10 protein-coding genes are annotated in these 19,483 nt (G+C 42.2%); 4 read left to right on the top strand and 6 right to left on the bottom strand.

The window, feature by feature from the left end; translation table 11 throughout:
- Positions 1-14 precede the first annotated feature (14 nt).
- Entirely contained in the window at positions 15-1,010 is a 996-nt protein-coding gene (locus QZ918_RS15810; protein WP_293336589.1) for a methyltransferase domain-containing protein, read from the bottom strand.
- A gap of 122 nt (positions 1,011-1,132) precedes the next feature.
- A complete protein-coding gene (locus QZ918_RS15805) occupies positions 1,133-1,822 on the bottom strand; it encodes a methyltransferase domain-containing protein (protein WP_293336587.1) in 690 nt (229 codons plus the stop codon).
- 492 nt (positions 1,823-2,314) lie between these two features.
- Here QZ918_RS15805 and QZ918_RS15800 point away from each other — a divergent pair, with 492 nt between their 5' ends.
- The 4 genes from QZ918_RS15800 to QZ918_RS15785 all read left to right on the top strand — a co-directional run bounded on the left by QZ918_RS15800 (position 2,315) and on the right by QZ918_RS15785 (position 9,331).
- Positions 2,315-2,926 (top strand): DUF5678 domain-containing protein, encoded by a 612-nt coding sequence (locus tag QZ918_RS15800; protein WP_293336585.1) that lies wholly within the window; start codon positions 2,315-2,317, stop codon positions 2,924-2,926.
- A gap of 641 nt (positions 2,927-3,567) precedes the next feature.
- A complete protein-coding gene (locus tag QZ918_RS15795; RefSeq protein WP_293336583.1) occupies positions 3,568-6,072 on the top strand; it encodes a sulfotransferase in 2,505 nt (834 codons plus the stop codon).
- Between the two features lie 39 nt (positions 6,073-6,111).
- Positions 6,112-6,963, top strand: coding sequence for a sulfotransferase domain-containing protein (locus QZ918_RS15790; RefSeq protein ID WP_293336581.1), 852 nt, complete (start codon positions 6,112-6,114; stop codon positions 6,961-6,963).
- A 97-nt stretch (positions 6,964-7,060) separates the two neighbouring features.
- Positions 7,061-9,331, top strand: coding sequence for a methyltransferase domain-containing protein (locus QZ918_RS15785; RefSeq protein ID WP_293336579.1), 2,271 nt, complete (start codon positions 7,061-7,063; stop codon positions 9,329-9,331).
- 55 nt (positions 9,332-9,386) lie between these two features.
- Here QZ918_RS15785 and QZ918_RS15780 read toward each other — a convergent pair whose 3' ends face one another.
- The 4 genes from QZ918_RS15780 to QZ918_RS15765 form a co-directional block, all read right to left on the bottom strand.
- On the bottom strand, positions 9,387-9,968 hold the full coding sequence (locus tag QZ918_RS15780) for a class I SAM-dependent methyltransferase (RefSeq protein WP_293336577.1): 582 nt from the start codon (positions 9,966-9,968) through the stop codon (positions 9,387-9,389).
- Positions 9,969-10,167: 199 nt separating this feature from the next.
- Positions 10,168-11,046, bottom strand: a complete 879-nt coding sequence (locus QZ918_RS15775; RefSeq protein WP_293336575.1) for a glycosyltransferase family 2 protein — start codon at positions 11,044-11,046, stop codon at positions 10,168-10,170.
- Between the two features lie 73 nt (positions 11,047-11,119).
- On the bottom strand, positions 11,120-14,428 hold the full coding sequence (locus QZ918_RS15770) for a glycoside hydrolase family 99-like domain-containing protein (RefSeq protein WP_293336573.1): 3,309 nt from the start codon (positions 14,426-14,428) through the stop codon (positions 11,120-11,122).
- Positions 14,429-14,744: 316 nt separating this feature from the next.
- Complete coding sequence (locus QZ918_RS15765; protein ID WP_293336571.1) at positions 14,745-19,325, bottom strand: tetratricopeptide repeat protein; 4,581 nt, start codon at positions 19,323-19,325, stop codon at positions 14,745-14,747.
- Positions 19,326-19,483: the final 158 nt, after the last annotated feature.

Here is a 19,483-nt window from a genome sequence, read left to right as displayed (position 1 = left end):
GACAAAGCCAAAAGTTAAGCTTTTGGCTTTGGGTAGTGGCTTTCTGATGTAACAACGTCTTCTAAGGTGACATCCCATCTAAATTTATCAGGATTCACCTCAGCCACTTTTCTGGCAAGGATGGCAACACCACCAAATCCTAGCTGAGTTACCAACGTCTCTTGACCTGGAATAAAAGTATCTAAATGCATTCGCAAAGGAACATAAAGGCTCGATCCGATCGCCTCAAATCCCAAAGCAGGGGAAAATAAAACCTTAAGACCTTCGTCTGAAAAACGCCAGAAGTCCCAGGGGCTTTCGTGGAGAGGCCAGGAAAAATGCGTGCTCTGAAAGGTGATTCCACCTACCTCCAGTAACTTATTAATTTCCATTGCCACTACCCAGGGCATGGCTAAGTGTTCAAAAACAGACAAGGAAAAAATAGCATCAAACCGCTGATTACCAAAATATTGAGATAGTTTGTGAGCGTCCCCTACCACATCTGTGTTGGCATCTGGATAATAGTCAAATCCAGTGTATGAGGATGCACCAGAAAACAAAGACCTTTTGCTAGCACTTCCGGGACTGACTATCCGCGAACCTATTTCTAAAACTCGTAAATGACCATCATTCACCTGCTTGATAAAATCAACAAACAGACCTCTATCATCATTTGTAAAAGTAGCTGAATCATAAACTCCAGGCTTAGATCCGGTAAATCCGACTATTTTATGATGTATTTCGCTTTTTGTTTTGGCTTTAAAGGTGATTTGATGTTGGGCGACTCTGGGCAGGTATGCTATAAAACCGCAGTTATGATTGTGATTATATTGAGGATAAGCTCCTACAACATCTGGACGTGAATGCCAGGATATAATTGGCACACAACTATCTCCTACACAAATTTCTACTCCTTCAAGTGCCCCTTCCTTCTTGCCTAAAATCCATCCTTGGACTCCGAGTCCGCAGTCATTAGACCAGGAGTGATCGATCGCCAATATTAAGTTATCGTCTTCTTCTAAGATAGCCATAAGATTTAATGAGGGCCTTATTTTATTAGGTATTTTTTTGAGCCGTGCTAACACTATAAAAATTAGCTAAGACTGGATATCCCCTGAACCTGAAGAGCCTTCTTCAAATGTTAAGTGGAATTTCAATTTGCTATTTTCCTGAGAACCATAACAATTTCTATGGAATTTTGTTGGAATAATTCTATAGTAAAACCCAAGCCTAGATGTTTTTGACAGTAGAAGAGCAACTCAGAGAAAGTCTCTGATGTCCAGACGTGAAAATGGATGCTGTAATCTATGTTAATTAAAGCTTGCTGGCGCGCGAAGACCTGTTCTTGAGGAAATTTCTCTACCAGTCTCACGTACTCTTCGTAATGAGATACCTTAGACCATTCGGGCCCTTCTTTGTAATCTCGAATTAAATGGTCGAGGGAAGTCATGGGGCGATCGACATCAAAGATATAGCGCTTGTCCGGTACGCCCATGTACACGATTCCTCCGGGTTTGACAACTCTCAAAAAGTTTTCCAGAGCGCCGATCGGGTTTTGACAGTGTTCTATCATGTGATTGGCAATGACAAAATCCCAAGAATTATTAGCGATGGATGAGAGAGTTTCCCCATTATCTACAATGTCTGCCTCTATGAGATTGATTCCATTTAATTCAGGGTATTGTTTTCTCAGATCGCTAACCGACATTCGATCGACGTAATAAACCTTTACATTATCTGGAACTTCCAGGGGAGCATGAAGAGCTCCCACTTCTATTCCGTTCCCAGTTAGATATTTAAAAGCTATATCTCTCCGTACTTGCATGAGCGCTGTAAGATCCACAGTTATCCTCTCCTTAAGAAATTGCTCAATTTCGATCGACTTTAATTTAATTTTTGTGTGCCGAGTCCACCGCTTCAGTCTGATGCAGAAGTTGGGCATTGAGTCAATGGCACTCAGATAGAGTCCGATCGACCTTTCTAGTTTACCCGATCGCGCCGGGAAAGTCGATCGCTTGAGGGCGATCGGCTGAGTCTATTTTTTTTGTAAATATTTATGGTCAGCTCGACGGCAAGCGGGCGAGCGGGCGAGCGACCATCTATGATACCAATGGTTTGGCGGGAACATCCTCAGACTCTGAAATCCGATCTAGTTGGAAATGCGAGGGCTTGAGTTTAGTGGGGGCGATCGGGCAAAGCTTACGCTATGTAGTAGAATGGGATACAAAAGCTCGATCGCGACAAAAGTAAATTATGTTTAATAAAATTTTGTAGCGGCAGATATCATTAACCCAACGATAGATGATTTTCTAAAATACAAGAAAGTGATTTAATTATGGAACCAGAGTATCCTACAGCCAATGATTGGTATAAAGCTCATCGACCGGAGTTAAAAAAATATCGGGGTGAATGGATAGCTTATACTAACAAAGGAGTGATTAGTCACGATCGCGATTATCGAAAGATGAAGGATGCAATTCCGGCTGATGTGCCTAATTTAAGTTATGTAATCGGTCGTATATATGAAAGCGAGTTTGTTCAACCAGTCAGGTTTTATCCTGTTAGAATGAGGGCATTAAAGGCTCATGATTGGCAGCCAAGATATGAACTCCATCTAAAAGCTCAAAACTCCGCAAGAGTCGAAATGCTGGTGGATTCTGGAGCCGAACTCAGCTTAATTACTAAGCAGCTTGGTGAAGATTTGGGTTTGAGTAGAACTACTGGAGAGATTATCAGTAAAGCTGAGGGAGTTGGCGGCAGTATTGAATATCTGTTACGAGATATTGAAATGCAGTTGGATGGTCATATTTTTACGGCTCCTGTAGCTTGGGCGCAAACAGATTTTTGCCAGGAAATACTTTTGGGCAGAGAGGTGGTGTTTGACTTGTTTGATATAGAATTTAAGCAAGCTGAAGAGACAATTATTTTTAAGCGGCGATCGGAGTGAACTGGGGCGATCGGGTTTAAGTTGGTTTTTTGTGTGCCGAGTCCAGCGCTTCAGTCTAACGCACAAGCTGGGCTTTGAGTCAATAGCACAGGGCGAAATATTTATGGTTAGCTCGATGGGTTACAACTTGGGGGCGATCGACCGTCTAATCTAGAATATCTGGTGCGTGTGGGAACATTATCGGAGGTCGGAAGTCTGATATGCTTGGAAATGCGGTGGTTTTGAGTTTAGTGGGGGCGATCGGAAAAAAATCACTTTCATTTGTGGTATGCTTCTGAGAATCTATGAGACATCGACCGAATTTAAACTTGAGCTTAGACACTAAAATAGTTGTAAGCTCATTCTCTTAGATGTAAGTTGTGGAAATATTTTTTCTGCCCTCCAGATCCAAGCAAAGTTAAAAAGATCTATTTGATTAGATTTTTTTATGGCACGGGATACCTGGGAAAAACAGCGGTCATATCTATGGCTAATAGTTACTGAAAATAGAAGGAACAATATAAACAATGATAGGTGTCAAATAATAGCTCGCAAAAACGATATATAATCATTAATATTGCTTACAGTTATCTTCGTTAATTTGTTAAACAGTACGTGGAATTTCAGAAATAAAGCTTGCAGAATAGGAGTTGAGACAACATATGAATAATGGTAGTACAGAAAAATCGGACATTTTAGCGATCGTCAGCATGCACCGCTCCGGGAGTTCCTTGGTAGCATCCTTGCTACAAAGTGCTGGTTTGCATATTGGTCGCAAGGTAATGTTATATCCAGATGAGGGGAATCGCAAGGGGTATTTTGAAAGTTTTGACTTTTGGCAGTTTCACCGCTCTGTGCTGCAATCGCAAGGAATCGATCCAGATGGTTGGACATTGCAGGAAAACATAGAAGTTGAAGATCGTTTTGTAGAAGAAGCAAAAAAAATTGTTTCCCAAAACTCACTAAGTGCTATTTGGGGATGGAAGGAACCGCGGACGACTCTTTTTTTAGATTTCTGGGCAGAAATGCTGCCAGAAGCTAATTTTTTACTTCTTTATCGTTCACCTTGGGAAGTTGTTGATTCTCTCTATCGGCGACACGACCCTTTATTTCAAAGTCAGCCTGAATTGGCGGTAAAAATCTGGCTTCACTACAACCAAAAAATTATAAATTTTAATAACCGCTTTTCCAGTCGCTGTCTGTTGGTTAATCTTTCGACTATCGTCAAAAACAAAGAATTATATATTCAGGCAATAAATCAAAAATTTCATACTAATTTGACTGCTCCGGCATCAACCATTTACGACCCCTCCTTGCTGCGTTCTCAAGCAGAGGATCGTTATAGACCTACCTTGCTCGATCATTATTTTCCTGAAACTATAGAAATGTACCAGGAACTCGATGCTAGAGCATGGAAACAGCAGGAAACACCGGATTTTTCTTGGCGCGAACTGATCGAACCATCTGTTTACAGATTTTGGCCTTTTCAAGACTGGGTAAATGTCCGCAAGTTAGAAAAAGAAAATCAAGAACTAGACTTTCAACTGAAGCCATTGCAATCTCAAATGCAACAAGCTGAGAGTTCATTAGAACAATCGCAATCTCAATTGCAACAAACCGAGAGTTTATTAGAACAATCGCAATCTCAACTGCAACAAACCGAGGGTTTGCTCGTACATTTCCAATCTCAACAGGAACAAACCGAGGGTTTACTCGCACACTTCCAATCTCAACTGCAACAAACAGAAGGTTTATTAGAACAATCAGACTCTCAACTCCAACAAACAGAACATTTATTAGAGCAATCCCAGTCTCAACTGAAACCAACAGAACATTTATTAGAGCAATCCCAGTCTCAACTGCAAAAAACAGAAGATGTATTAGAGCAATTCCAATCTCAACTGCACCAGACTCAGGGTTCATTAGAAGAGTCTCAGTCTCAACTGCAAAAAACAGAGAGTTTGTTAGAAGAATCTCAGTCTCAACTGCAAAAAACAGAGAGTTTGTTAGAAGAATCCCAGTCTCAACTGGAACAGACTCACGATTTATTAGAACAATTTCAAGCTCAGTTGCACATAACTCAAGGAGAATTAAAACAATCCAAATCTCAACAGCATCAAACTGAAAATTTATTAGAACAATTTCAAGCTCAATTCTACCAAGCTCAAGTTGAATTAGAACAATCTAAATCTCAACTGCAAAAGAGCCATAAAGAAAATCAACAGACTCAGTGCCAACTGAACGAGACCGAGACTCTCTTACAACAATCACAATATCAGTTACAAGATACAGAGTCATCATTAGGAATATGCGTGTCTCAGTTATTGGAGACAAGGGCCGAACTTGAAATAGCTCAAAGTCAACACCATGAAACTCAGAGAAAATTTAAGCGATCGCAGTCCCAACATCACAAAATTCAAGAAGAACTTGAACAATCCCAATCTCAACAACATCAAAAAGATGCATTATTGGAAGAGTACGAGTCTCAGTTGAATCGCACTCAACAGGAACTGGAACAATCCCAGTCTCAACAACATCAAAAAGATGCATTATTGGAAGAGTACGAGTCTCAGTTGAATCGCACTCAACAGGAACTGGAACAATCCCAGTCTCAACAACATCAAAAAGATGCATTATTGGAAGAGTACGAGTCTCAGTTGAATCGCACTCAACAGGAACTGGAACAATCCCAGTCTCAACAACATCAAAAAGATGCATTATTAGAACACTATGAGTCTCAAATCCAGAATCTACAAATAGATTTCGACAGCAAGGTTTCTCAACTTAAAAACACGCAGAGACAACTAGAAAAGTCTTACTATCAAATGCACCAAATCCAGTTTAAGATAGAACGATTGGAGTTTCAGCAAGCTATACCGATTAACACAAACGGAGACAGCAACAGCCAGTACCGACTCTTAGTGTGGGATGCCTGGTATGCTTACCATACTGGCGCTATGACAAAGATGCAAGACAGCTTAAAACAATCCTTGAAATGTTCGCCTTTTTCACCCACAGATACAGTCATTAACTGGTTAGAGAGCTTTGCTAAATTATCAGAAGACAAAGGTCACAATTTAGACACTCTGGGGCTGACTAATTTAGCAGAGTGGAAACAGTTAATGCGTTTGGTGACAAACGCAAAAGCTTTAGCAGTCAAGTCTTAAAACAACTTTCACAATTAAGCAAATACAGCAGATTAAAACGTGAGCAACTTATCAGTACCATCAAGCGTAGAATTGATTTCAGTCCATATTCCTAAAACAGCAGGATCGACATTTGGGTATATGGTTCTACCGCAAATTTATCCGCCAAATCAAATTTTGTATGATTATGAGAATTTACCAATAAAGACACTGCTACAAAAAGGTCAGCTCACAGAAGAAATTAGAGTGATTCATGGTCATTTTCCGGCTAAAAAGTATAGGGAATATTACAAGAATGCCAAAATGGTTATTTGGCTGAGGAACCCAATTCTTTTATTGATATCTGCATATTATTTTTGGTTTAGTTTTAAGGATAATTTTTTCAGTGAACAGCATCGATATGTTGTGGAAAATAAAGTAAATTTGGCAGAATTTTCTGAAAACGCTCCAGGTAACGTGCTTTCTAACTATTATGCTAAAGGAATGAAATTAACTGATTTTTACTTTGTAGGCATTCAAGAATTTTTCAGAGATGACTTAAACGATATTAAAAATAACTTGGGTTGGCCTCCGCTGAAAGTCTTGAGTTCAAATCGTAATTCTTATGATAATTACCAAGATAAGGTAATGGATACTTTGAAAAACCAATCTCTGATTGACAAAATAGTTGCTTTCAACAGTGCAGATATGAAACTGTATAAAGAAGCATTACACTTGAGATATCAACGGAAAGGACTATCAAATTTTATAGAAATGTACGAACAATCATTGAAAGAATCGCAGTCACGATTGAGTTCTAATTCGTGTCAAAAACCGAAGTTAAACAAGTGCAGCAGTTTGGGTAGTGGGCAAGGGGGCCAATCCTCAATATGTAACGAAGTCCTGTTTCATTCGACAGATTTACGCCCTTAAATTTCTTCATTGCTTTTAAAATGAAGATTGATACCTGAAACAGTTGAGAGCAAGTTTCTCAAACCAAAAATAACCAACCAAAGGAAAATCAAGGATTATGACTGGACACACTTTAATTGAAATTCAAGAAGTCGTGAATTTGTCTGCAAACGAACCAGAGTTGTTATGGGGGTTTAGTCTCGAAACTCCAGATACTTCATACAAAACAGATAAATATGAAGTTTGGTTCGCGGGCTGGATACTCGGCAAAAAGGCTCAGGTAGTCTCAATCGAAGTAATCTACAGTGGTAGATTAATACACATGATTGTTGTCGATAATCCACGTCCGGATGTTGCTAAAACTTATATCGAAGCATCCAATGCTGACACCTCTGGTTTTTTCGCACAATTAACAGTGAGTGAAATGTCTACACAAGTTGAGTTGCATCTCCAAGCTGTGTTTTCAGATCGAAGTCGTTTGCCGATCGCAATTGTGAAATTTCAAAAAAAACTTCCATTCCTAGAGCAGGTTAAGGCAGATTTAGCAAAATCCCAGGCTCGACTAAAGCAAATTAAAACAGCAACAGAAGGGGATAAAATTAAGCCTAATGACGTGAAAAATCAACCAAGTATTACTTACAAAACCTCCAATGACTCAATTTTGGAATATGCTTCTCGGTTGAGCGATCGAGAATGGTTCGAGGTGATTATTAAGAGTGTAGACAATCGCTTTGCAGATGGTATCGAACTTCCGGGATTTCCGCCTGATGAAATTCAACGCAATACAGTTGGCTCATCGGGCAAGCACGCTCTAGGTGAAGGATTTAATTTTTATTCTGAGATTAAGCGGTATGTGGCTAACTTGGGACAACCACTCACCACAGACAGTAAGATTCTCGATTTTGGGTGCGGCTGGGGCCGGATGATTCGGTTTTTTCTAAAAGATATTGTTCCAGATAATCTGTACGGCATTGATGTTAATTCTGAAATGATTGACATCTGTCTCAAGAAAGTTTCTCAGGGTAACTATAGCGTAGGTACACCAGAGCCACCCACCAATTTTGCTGACAATAGTTTCGATGTAGTTTATGCCTACTCTGTTTTCTCTCATTTGTCTGAATCAGTACACATAAAATGGGTAGAAGAGTTCTCAAGAGTTCTCAAACCTGGTGGTATTCTTATAGTAACCACCCACGCTCGCCGATTTATTGAGCTGTGTAGATCTTTGAGAGGTCAGAACCATGAATTTGCCTGGTATAACGCGTTAGCAAAGTCATTTATGGATACTGATGCTGCTTTTGCTGACTATGATAATGGCAAATTTCTATATAGTGCGACGGGTGGTGGTTCTGCACTCCCTGCGTCTTTTTATGGTGAAGCCGTGATTTCACCTGGGTATGTCAAGCGGGAGTGGACTAAATATCTGACATTTTGCGATTTTGTTGACGATCCAGCTAAGTTGAATCAAGCCGTGATTGTTATGCAAAAACCTGTTGATGACAGTTTATGCTCTCAAGTCGATACAACAGAAGCAGAATTTGCTTCTGTATTTCCCTTCCGTCAAGAAGTTCTACATATTGATGCCAGTTTAGAACCAAAGATTCAATATCGTTCCAGTAATACCTCCATAGCTTTGTCAGGAATTGAAAAATTAATTTGGCAAAAAGATCGGGTGATATGCAACGATTTGGTTTTTAGATTAGAGCAGAGCAAGAATAATAATTGGGAATTAGGAGAAGAGTGTTTTGTACTTTACAAGCCAAAAGATTTAATTGACCAGTACCAAAGATTCTTCTCGAGTCATCAAGAGTTTAATCCTAATAATGTAGTCGAGTTGGGAATGTGGGAAGGGGGAAGCGTAGCATTTTGGTTTGAAATTTTGCAACCAAACAAGCATATTGCGATCGATTTGCAGCCCCGCACAGACAGTCCATATTTTCAAAAGTATGTCAAGGATAGAGGGTTACACAATCGACTCAATACATATTGGAATACAAACCAAGCAGACTCAGGGCGGATAAATGAAATTATGCAACATGAATTCAAGCAGCAGCCTCTTGATTTAGTGATGGATGATGCCTCTCATTATTATGAATTCACAAAAATTAGTTTTGAAACGTTATTTCCCTTGGTTCGTCCTGGCGGTTTTTATATCATTGAAGATTGGGCATGGTGGCACTGGCGTGGATTAGAAAAATACTATTCCGAATCAACTCCTTTAAGTAAATTAATCTTTGAACTCGTGGAGGCAGCAGGGACTTCAAAAGATATCATCAAGAATATTGTCATTTATCAATCCATTGTAATAGTGGAGCGCGGAGATGCCATTCTTCAAAAATCAGATAACTTCAAACTGGATAATTATATTTACAGGCATTCGAGAACGTAGATATTTTTTGTCTAAACCGAACGTCGAAATTACTGTTAGCCAATTTCGGCGGTTTTTATAATTTTCTACTTATTAATACCTCTATTAATTCAGCTCTAATACCCAGAAATAAATTATCAATATAAACAGTAGTTGTGTACAAGCCGCTGTGTTTGAGGATAAAGTCACAGATATCATACCCCCAATACATCGTCACCAGTGACCCTTGATTGTCTACGGGATTGCCATGATAGTCATGGTTTCCTAAAATAATAACATTGCCATTTTCATCTTTTTTGGCATTTAATTTAGAAGCTTGCTCCTTATTAACTATAGGGACTGTGAATATATGTGCCCCTCCTTTTTTTAAAGTTCTGGCTATTTCTGAAAACGCCAGACCTGGATCGAAAATGTGTTCCATGACATCTTGTGTAACAACTAAATCAAAACTTTCATCATGAAAAGTCTGATTTTCTAAATCTTCATTTCTCCATCCCAAGGGGTGCATCTGACCGAAAGGAAAATTTGAAAAATACTGCGTACCGATGTAATTTTTGCAGTTGTTTTTTAGTTTTAAACTGGCTCCTCTATTGGCGGGTGAAGATTCATGTATATTTAATTCCCGCCAATTGGGATAAAATTTTTCTATGCAATACATTAAAGCTCTCTCTCGGGGAAGAGAACTGCAATTATTACAAAGGTAGTGGTCTCTCAGCCAATCATTCTCAGATAAGAAGGTGACATGGCTATCACATACAACACAGTGTCCTTGATTGTTAATGACGTAGGGCATTTTTAAGAGTCCAGGTAGGGGTTTTTAATTTTAGTGACGAGGTTTTGCCAAGCTTTTAATTGTGTCAAAAAAACTTCTTGAAAGGCTTTAAATGAGGCAAAGCATCCATGAATAACTCAAAAAAACCAGGCCAGTTCAAGGGAGAAGGAGCAATGGGATTAGGAGTCCAGTCATATTGGACTTGTGAAAAAAAGTTTACGAGCAAGCTAGCTAATTCTTGCTGACTGATAGTCGGGCCCAAAGACTCGAAAGTGTTTTTTCCGTGAAAGCGATAGTAATAGAGGTCTTGTTCTAAATAAAACGGTTCAGTGTGTACTAGAGAACGCAATATAAAATCCCAGTCATGGCAATAGGGATGAGTGCCAAACTCACCAACACGATTAAAAAGCGATCGCGTAAAAGCAAAGTTTCCTGTAGAAATAGCTACATTAGCCGCCAGTAAAGCAAATCCTACGGAAGGGAATTGATGGCATTTGATATTTTTTTGAAATCCTGAGTAAACTTCTGCCGTTGGGTGAGAATCAGTAACGATATTATCCCTACCATCCACATATTGCACCCTACTAAAGACAAAATCATGACCGCCTTGGTCCATTTCATTGACTATGAGTTTTAGACGATGTGGGTGGTACATATCGTCTGAATTCAATATAGCTATAATGTCTCCCTGAGCTTTGCTAATGCCATAATTGATAGCAGCATGAGCTCCCTGATTTTTGGCAAAGCAGTGAAATTGAGTCGAAGAGGGAAATCTTGACTGCCAATTCTTCCTTTGAATTAATCGTTCTATTTCCTTAGCGGAGCCGTCGGGAGAGCAATCATCGATAATCACTACTTCTATATTTTTGTATATCTGAGATGCTACCGAGTCCAAGCAGCGCTCAATATACTTTTCGTGCTTGTAGCATGGAATAATGACAGAAACTAATGCACTTTCATCCATAGGATTCAATTCTCAGATTTTTCCATGACTTTTTACTAACTCAAAAAGCTGTCAATCACCACCAATGTAACACTCAAGGATTGTGTTTCGGTATGGGATTCAGGAAATTAGTTATATCTTCAATTAACTGCTCTTTAGCTTCTATTTTCTTTGCCAACTGATCCAGCAATACTTCTTGATGGAGGCTCATATTTTCCTCATCAAAAAGTCTGAGTAAATTAATGATTGTTGTGAGTGCATCAAGTTGAGGATCGAGAGAGCCATTTATTTCGTCAAACATCTCCTGTGTTTGGAGATAATTAAAAGCCGATTCTAAATGGAGTTTAGCTAGCGGCAAATAATTTCCATCTTTCAAAATGGCTTGGATGTTTAAATCAACTTCTGATGGCAACTTCGCAACTTCTAATTCAGCCAAAAAGCCGCAGCGATCGGCACCTGGCCAAGAATGGACTTGAGCCACATCCTGCCGCTCCATATCAACAGGGATTTGCACGATCGATCTGCCATGCAATAAAACCTCCACAGTCACCGCCGGAGAACTTTTAGGTAAAACCCAGCCTTTGATAGTCAAAGCAGTATCATTCAAAGTATCTCGTGATGGCGATTCCAAATTCCACCACAAATCAGATTCGTTGTGGCAGTAGGTGACTTCAGAAACTACCACTGATTCCTGCAAAATTTGGCACAGAGCTTGTAATGAACGATTTTTGCCGATCGTTCTCTTCTCTAACTCATCCAATAGTTGATGGATGCACTCCATACTTTTGCCAGGAAGATGTCGCAGCAACTCCAGACTTGTCCTCCAACTGTGGGTGCCGTGAAGAGCTTTATAAGTTGCGCTCAAATAACCGTGTCCATGTTTTTGATCTGGCTCTAAATGAGCACCCTCAGCCCATTCATTCCAGGCATTGATAAAGACTAGCCTTTCATCTCCTGAGTATCTTTGCTTTACCTTTTCTATAGAACCGCGCAGCCAAATTTCATAAGCATCTGGGTGCGAATCGATGAAAGCATGGGCTGCTGTTTTTCTCCTAGCAGTATTGTCCCACGAAGTCATCACGGCTGGAAATAGTTTGTGCGGGGGTAAATTATTAGCTGTGTTTCTAAGAACTGTATCTCTGTAGTCATAAAATTTGGCAGACAAATTTGGTACTGCCGCTGCTGGTGCTGGGACTTCCATTGCAGTAATTGCGTGGGGGGGAAACTGCACAGCAGAATCAAAACCTAATGTTTTGGGGTCTACAAAGCTTGAATTAAAAGTCGCAGCGAGGCTGAGGTGGACTTCTCCGACGCCTCGCAGCCTAAATATTTTTCTCCATTCTTCGGTGGTGCGGAGGGGATTGGTGAGAATGTCGCTGCGATAAATTATTAATAGTGGCGCTCCATTGATGCGAATGTAGCGATCGTCTAACAAAATGTGAACAATGCTTTCGGCAAAAGCTTGATTGCTTTCTAGGGAATGCTCTTGAGCCATTAAAACTTCATGGTCAGCTCCATCCCAGCGCCTTGTCCAATTTTCATTAGCCCAACAAATACAGAAGGGGAAATCTGGCTTTTTACTTGATAGGATTTCATCAATTGGGAGATGCAGCAACCGCTTGCCTCCAAACCAATAATAGTAATAACAAAATCCATAAATGCCGTATTTTTTAGCTAGCTGAGCTTGGGCTTCCCGGACTTCTGGCAACCGGAGGTCATAAAATCCCAAATCAGCGGGCAAGTGAGGTTGATAGTGTCCTTCAAATAGAGGTTGAGCTTTAGTAACGTTAGTCCATTCTGTAAAGCCTTTTCCCCACCAAAGATCGTTTTCTGGGATGCTATGGAATTGCGGAAGATAGTAGGCAATGAGGCGGACATCGCTAGTGTTTAAGTCGGAATCTTTATTTACTGTGGGACTTAATATATTTTGGATGCTAACTTTTTCTTGAACAGTAAGTGGAGCAGATATAGTTTTTGAAAAGCTATTTCGTGTCTTCTTATATGCTTCGATTACTTTACTCAAGGCTAGCCAAGGGTAGTTGGGAGATTTTTGTTTTGGTTGGAGGGACATTCTGAAAAATCCAACAGCTCCTTCAGGTTGATTTTGTTGGATTAAAAATTCCCCTAATTCTCGGTACAGGTAATTTGCTTCATGATGTAGTTGAAGCGCTTGTTGATAGCTAGCGGCTGCTTCTCGCCAGTTTTGCTTTTGTGCTAAAGCTTCACCTAGGTTTTGGTATGTTTCGGGTGGCTGGGTGCGAAGTTCTATCGATCGCCGATACAGTGATATTGCTTCATCCCAGGCTTGCAGTGCGAGCATTGCATCCCCTAAATGACAGTTCACCACATCCGAATTAGGAGCAATTTCCAAAGCTCTGCGATAGGCAGAAATCGCCTCATCATACCGCCCCAACTGATACAAAGCAAACCCCAAATGATCCTGAGCTTCCAGGGAATTGGGATCGCACTCAACTGACTTGCGATAAGCTCCCACAGCCTGCTCCCACTTTTGGAGTTTCGCCAAAGCATCGCCCAAATGCTGGTAAATCACTGCCGCATCCGGTACAAGCTCGATCGCTCTCCGATAAGATTCGATCGCCTCATCCCACCGCTGCACGATCGACAAAGTATGCCCCAAATAGTGATGGACGATCGCCGAACCCGGTTCCAACTCAGCAGCCTTCGAGTAAGCCGCGATCGCCTCCTCCCATTGACCCTGTGCCGAAAAAGCCGTACCCAACTTATAGTAAAGCCAGTGAAAATCAGGCTTCAACTGAATCGCCTTTCGGTAATAACCCACGGCTTCGGCTAATTCGTTCTTACCCTGCAAAGCCTCTGCCAACTTCAGGTACAAATCTCCCTCACCCGGATTGAGTTCGATCGCCCTTCGCAAGCAATCCATCCCTTCATCAACCCGTCCTTGTCTTGCCAAAGCCTCCCACAAATTTTGGTAAGGCAAAGCCGATTCTGAGTCAAGTTCGATCGCCTGACGCAAACAACTTACAGATTCATCCAGTTGACCTTGCAAGCACAAAGCTTGACCTAAACTGTTATGAAATTCGTAAAAATCTGGATAGAGTTCCACAGCTTTCCGATAGGCAGCCACAGCCTCATTGATATTGCCCTGATGTTGCAAAACCTCCCCGAAATTGTGCGAAGACCAAGCCGAATTCGGGTTAAGTTCGCAAGCCCTGCGGTAACTTTTCTCCGCCGCATCCCACTGCCCCAATTTCACCAAAACTTCACCCAAATTGTGGTGATACCAGGAAAAATCTGGGTTAATTTCAGTACAACGCTGGTAGGCGGCGGCGGCTTCCTGTAGTTTGTCAGACTGTTTTAGGAGGTTGCCTTTGTGAAAATAATTAGAAGCCGTTTCTTCGTTCACTTGTAATGAGCTATTCATAATTTTGTACCGTAGATTTAATTTTTTTAGTTTAGTCGATCGGTAGATTGTACTAATGTCAATCTTCAGGGTTATCGCATGGGGGTGGGGGCGGGTTTTTTAGTTTTTGGTTATCCCTTGAAGCTATCGGTGAACCCGCCCCTACAGGCCTTGCGATTCCCCCGGTATCTAGGGCGGGCACGGGGGTACCGCCCCTACAGGCCTTGCGATTCCCCCCGTATCCAGGGCGGGCACGCACCATCCACCGCCCCTACAGGTTATTGATTTGTAGGGGTAGTGGCCCGTGCCTACCCATCTACCCCTCCCAGGGATGTTCCTAATTTGTCGGCCGCCAATTTTCGTCCTCCAATCTAATACCGCTGTCTTGACACGCTCTAGTTAAATGGGGGCTGTAGTAAGGGTCATTGTCAATATACTTTTGCCACCTGCTTTCAATCAGCTTCGACTCCTTATTCAGCCGAGCTTTCTTTTCAGGTGAGTCCTCGTAACCCCGGCTTTTAGATTCGTGGTGATAGAGAACTACATGAGGCAGGTAAATATTTCGATACCCTTTCTCTAGCATTTTCAAACACAAATCCACATCATTGTAAGCCACAGTCAGCTCTTCGTCAAATCCTCCAATGCTCTCAAATACTTCGCGGCGGCACATCAAACAAGCAGCAGTTACCGCTGAAACATTGTTCATGCCTACCACATTTCCAAAATAGCCAGGAATCGATCGCGGCATATGATAGTAACTGTGACCAGCCACACCGCCACCAAGTCCCATCACCACTCCCGCGTGTTGAATCTTGTTATCCGAATATATCAGCAAATTGCCCACAGCCCCGATCGAGCTTCTTTGAGCTTGTTCCACCATCCCGTCAATCCAATCGGGAGTAATTACCTCTGTATCGTTATTCAAAAACAGCAAGTAATCTCCTTCCGCTTTGCTAGCAGCGTAGTTATTAATCTTGGAGAAATTGAACGGAATATCGAGGCGGTAACTTTTAAACCTCGCTGATTCCTTAGCTGTCCATTTAGTCAGAATTTCCGCCGTGTGTTTCTCTTGACTGCCGTTGTCGATGACGATAACTTCGTAGTTGGGGTAGACGCTCTTACTGAAGATAGACTCCAAGCAATTGTCCAAGACATCGCCTAAATCCCGTGTGGGAATAATGATGCTCACCCGCTTGTAATCAGCGATTGTATACCGTGCAATAAAGTGTCCCAAAAAGTAGGGAACGCCTTCAATTTTACCTGGTTCGCCCCTACGTTCGATCGCCTCTTGTAAAGCTTTTTGCCCTGCATCATAGGCATAGGGTTTAGCGTCTACACCGCCAGCAGCCGAACCTGCGTGCATTCTCCAGTGGTAAAGAATTTTAGGGATGTGAAAGATTTTGTCAGTTTTTTCGGTAAACCTCAGAACCAAATCGTAATCTTGAGCTCCCTCAAAACCCGGTCTAAAACCGCCGATTTCATCAATTAAGTTTTTTCTGTAAGTTCCCAGATGGCAGGTGTACATCCGAGACAAAAATGAATCCGGGCTCCATTCTGCCTTGAAGAAAGGATTTATTAGTTCTTTGTCTTCGTAGATTTTATCTTCATCCGAATAAATCATGTCTGCTTCCGGGTGGCGGTTCAGCAGCAGCACCACTTCATACAAAGCCTCGGGTGGCAGCGTATCGTCGTGGTCTAATAGAGATATAAATTCACCCGTCGCCAATTCCAAAGCTGAATTGGAACAGTGAGAAATGTGACCGTTTTTGGTTCGATAAACTACTTTTATGCGACTATCTTTAGCTGCGTACTCTTGCAAAATCCGTTTGACATGGGGCGCAGTTGATAAGTCATCAGCAATGCACAGTTCCCAGTAGGGATATATTTGATTGAGAACCGAGTCTAGAGCTTCCCTGAGATAATTCTCTGGCGTGTTGTACGCGGGCATGACAATGCTAATCAGCGGTTTGTAGCTAAAGATTTCTAGTGTTTCCGCCATCTTCCGCAAATCAGATTCTCTGGGACTGTGCTTGGCGCGCCACTTTGTGTAAGCTGGATCTTGACCGAGGAATAGCGAATCTCGTAGGTTTTGATAATCCAAACCAAAAAGTTTCGGATCGAGTTTGCTAGCGGTTTGATAAGCTTCTAGAGCTTCGGAAAGCTTGTTTTGTTTAGCTAAAGTTTTTGCTAAATTGTGGTACGACCAACCAAATTCAGGATCGAGAGCGATCGCTTTCCGATAAGCAGCAACAGCTTCATCTAGCCGACCTTCTTGTTGAAATAAATCTGCTAAGTTGTGGTGCGACCACACAAAATTTGGATTCACTTCTGTTGATTTCTGATAACTCTTAATAGACTCATCAATTTTACCCATCCATTTCAGGACATCACCTAAATTGTGGTGAGTTCCAAAGTAATTGGGATTAATTGCAATTGCTTTGCGGTAGGCGGAAATAGCTTCAGTAAATTTACCTTCTTGTTGTAGAGACTCTCCTAATTCGTGGTACTCCGCAGCTACTCCGGGTGTATCTTCGATCGCACTTCGCGAATGTCCGTTAACAGGGCGACCCGTTTTTGTCCCCCCCTTAACTACCCCCTTTTTTTTTAATACTTCATCTAACAGCCCAGAAATAGCCTCGTCATCAGGCCGAACCTGCAAAGCCATCTGATAAAATACGATCGCCCCATCAACCCAACCATGCCGCACCAAAGCATCAGCCAAACCCACATAAAGGTCAGCATCATTAGGTGCAATCTCCAGCGCCTTGTGATACAACTGCAAATCGTCAGCATTTTCCTGAATCGCGCGCTGGTACAAACGCATCGCATCCTGCAAGTCCGACTGCGATCGCATTCTCAAAGCATCAGCCAACTTTTGCGAAATCCACGGCAAATCCGGCTGAATTTCGACAGCACAGCGGTAAGCAACGATCGACTCATCCCACCGTTCCAGCTTCTCAAAAGCCGTCCCCATGTTGTAATAAGTCCACGGAAAATCCCGATTTAACTCGGCTGCACGGCGGTAAACTGCGATCGCCTCGTCCCACCTTTCCATTTCTAGCAGCGCGTCGCCCAATTTGCTATGCGACCAGAAGAAACTCGGATTCAGTTCGTTAGCGCGCCGGTACGCAACTACCGCCTCATCCCAGCGTTCCAAATTCACCAGCGCTTCGGCTAAATTGTTGTGGGCCCAGAAATGATCGGGATTTAGTTCGATCGACTTTTGGTAAGCCGAAATAGCCTCTTCCCACCTTTCCAGTTTAATGAGCGCGTCTGCTAAATAGTTGTGCGACCAACTGAAATCTGGATTTAATACTGTTGCTTTGCTGTAAGCCTCTACAGCTTCTTCCCAGCGTTCCAACTTCAGCAGCACATCTGCTAAATTGTTGTGAGACCAGCTAAAATCTGGATTTAATTCGATCGCCGAACGGTAAGCATTTATCGCTTCTTCCCACCGTTCCAATTTAACTAGAGACTCAGCTAAATTGTTGTGAGACCAAGAAAGTTCGGGATTGATTTTAATTGCATTGGTGTAAGCATCTACTGCCGCTTCCCACTGTTCTTGACCCTTCAGAAGTTCGCCCAATTCGTGATAAGCTGCGCCAGCATTTGGGTTTAACTCAACTGCGCGCCGATAACATTCAATTCCTTGCTCAACCTTACCTTGCTCGATCAAAGTTTTGGCTAAATTCTCGTGTTCCTCAGCAGTGCCCGACTTCGGGTCGATCGCAAATGCTCGATACCAGGCTTCTGCTGCCGCCTCCGACTTGCCTAACTGCGCCAAAAGTTTCCCAAAATTTCGCAAAGCACCAGCAAAATCCGGTTTCAGGGCGATCGCCTTTTCGTAGGCAGAAACCGCTTGCTGCCACTGTTCTTGCTGCGCGCAAATGCTGCCGTAATTAGCGTAGGCTTCTGCAAAATTCGGGTTAATTTCGATTGCTTTGACATAGCAACTTTTAGCTTCATCAATTTTGCCACCGGCTTGCAGGGCGTTGCCGAGCATTTTGTAAAGTGGCGCTTCCGGCTTAATTTGTAAAGCTTTTTTGCAAGCAGAAATTGCCTGTTCCAATTTGCCCTGAGCAAAATAGCCTTCAGCCAATATTTTGTATGCTTCTGGATCTTCTATATTAATTGTAGAATTAACTGCTTGCTGTACTGCCGGCTTGACTACCGGCTTGGCTGGTGCTGCTGCGGGTTGCTGTTTAACTGCTGCACCGTTTGTCGCTGTTGCACCCGCCAAAGTTTGCTCTCCCTCGCTGCCGTTTCTAGCATTAGCTGCGTTCAGTTCAATAGCTTTACGATAATATACTGTCGCTTCCTGTAACTTGCCTTCTTTTTTCAGGGCTTCGCCCAAGTTTTGGTAAGCTTGAGGTAGATTAGGATTTAATTTTATGGCGCGATCGTAACAGCCGATCGCCTCCGGGAACTTTTCTTGCCGAAAGAAAGCATCACCCATACTTAAATGTTCTGCCGGGGATGCTTTTTCCGGTTCCAAACTAAATGCGTGATACCAGCATTCCTGAGCTTCTGCCGGTTTGCCAATTTGTCCGAATACTTTGGCTAAATTCCGGTATACTCCGGCAAAATTAGGCTTAAGCGCGATCGCCTTTTGGTAAAACTCGATCGCCTCCGACCATTTTTCCTGCTGCGCGCCAATGCTGCCCAAATTCGCGTATACTTCCGCAAAATTCGGTGCAATTTCAATAGCTTTAGCGTACCAGTGCCGCGCCTCTTCCATCCTGCCTTGAGCTTGCAGCACATTGCCCAAAGTTTTGTAAGCCGGTGCAAAATTGGGGTCAATCTTTAAAGCTTGCTCGCAGGAGGCGATCGCTTCTGCTAATTTCCGTTGGGATAAGTATATTTCTCCCTGTTGGTTAAATTGAACCGCTGTTGATTCTGTATTGACTGTTGATGGCATAGGGGCGGTGGCGACTGAGGCAGCAATTAAATAGGGTAGTCGAAACGTTAAATAATTATACTTGCGTTTGACACTAACAGTAGCAGGCTTGTTCCCCTAAGTCTTAATTTTTTTGACTCCGGCGCTGGAAAGAAGCCGGTGGCTGGGATTTTTTTTTA

The organism is Microcoleus sp. CAWBG58, from assembly GCF_020883045.1.
GTDB lineage: Bacteria > Cyanobacteriota > Cyanobacteriia > Cyanobacteriales > Microcoleaceae > Microcoleus.
The sequence above is the reverse complement of the archived record's forward strand: the minus strand, read 5'-3'. Positions and strand labels throughout refer to the sequence as shown.

What these genes read in the sequence shown, in the direction of transcription:
- QZ918_RS15810 (WP_293336589.1), bottom strand. Translation starts at nt 1,010, where the DNA reads ATGGCTATCTTAGAAGAAGACGATAACTTAATATTGGCGATCGATCAC.
- QZ918_RS15800 (WP_293336585.1), top strand. Translation starts at nt 2,315, where the DNA reads ATGGAACCAGAGTATCCTACAGCCAATGATTGGTATAAAGCTCATCGA.
- QZ918_RS15795 (WP_293336583.1), top strand. Translation starts at nt 3,568, where the DNA reads ATGAATAATGGTAGTACAGAAAAATCGGACATTTTAGCGATCGTCAGC.
- QZ918_RS15785 (WP_293336579.1), top strand. Translation starts at nt 7,061, where the DNA reads ATGACTGGACACACTTTAATTGAAATTCAAGAAGTCGTGAATTTGTCT.
- QZ918_RS15780 (WP_293336577.1), bottom strand. Translation starts at nt 9,968, where the DNA reads ATGTATTGCATAGAAAAATTTTATCCCAATTGGCGGGAATTAAATATA.
- QZ918_RS15775 (WP_293336575.1), bottom strand. Translation starts at nt 11,046, where the DNA reads ATGGATGAAAGTGCATTAGTTTCTGTCATTATTCCATGCTACAAGCAC.
- QZ918_RS15770 (WP_293336573.1), bottom strand. Translation starts at nt 14,428, where the DNA reads ATGAATAGCTCATTACAAGTGAACGAAGAAACGGCTTCTAATTATTTT.
- QZ918_RS15765 (WP_293336571.1), bottom strand. Translation starts at nt 19,325, where the DNA reads ATGCCATCAACAGTCAATACAGAATCAACAGCGGTTCAATTTAACCAA.